Below are 566 nucleotides of genomic sequence, written 5' to 3' on the forward strand. Positions count from 1 at the left end.
CATTATAACATAGCTAAATAAAAAATTATAATTATATTATAAACAAATATAATTTCTTTTAATTTTAAAAATAAAATGTGTATTGTTTTAATTCAACTCAAGAAAAATAAATTTATAAATCAATTTTAAATCATAGAAAATGTGTGATTTTCTATAGTTTACAATTAATATTGTGTTTTATATAAATGCACTTTAAAATAAATTATAGGTACACTTTATTTTTTTTCATTAAAACTACATAAGAAATACATAAGGATTTGATATGACATGAAATTTAATTTATTACCAATTTATAATCATAATTCGTTATTACACAATAAAAATAGTAAAGAAAAATTCGGAAATACGATTGCAATATGGAATGAAGATTTTTTAAAACAAGCTGAGGATCGAAAAGAGCAGAATGAACGTGAACATACATATTCATATGCGGGTTTTTCTGATGAAGAAATTTTATATTATTATTTGAATCGACAAACACATTTTGATAAAAATAAACGAGTAAAAGACACATCTCGTCTTCTCTATTCTAGAGATTTATCACAGTTTTATTTTTTTATTCGAGA

At 20.8% G+C, this 566-nt stretch carries 1 pseudogene; it reads left to right on the forward strand.

The features are described from left to right. Positions 1-267: 267 nt before the first annotated feature. Positions 268-566 (forward strand): annotated as a pseudogene (locus CN326_RS23975) (tyrosine-type recombinase/integrase); the annotation flags it as partial.

Origin of the sequence: Bacillus sp. AFS018417, from assembly GCF_002560985.1 — a bacterium.
Lineage (GTDB): Bacteria > Bacillota > Bacilli > Bacillales > Bacillaceae_G > Bacillus_A > Bacillus_A rhizoplanae.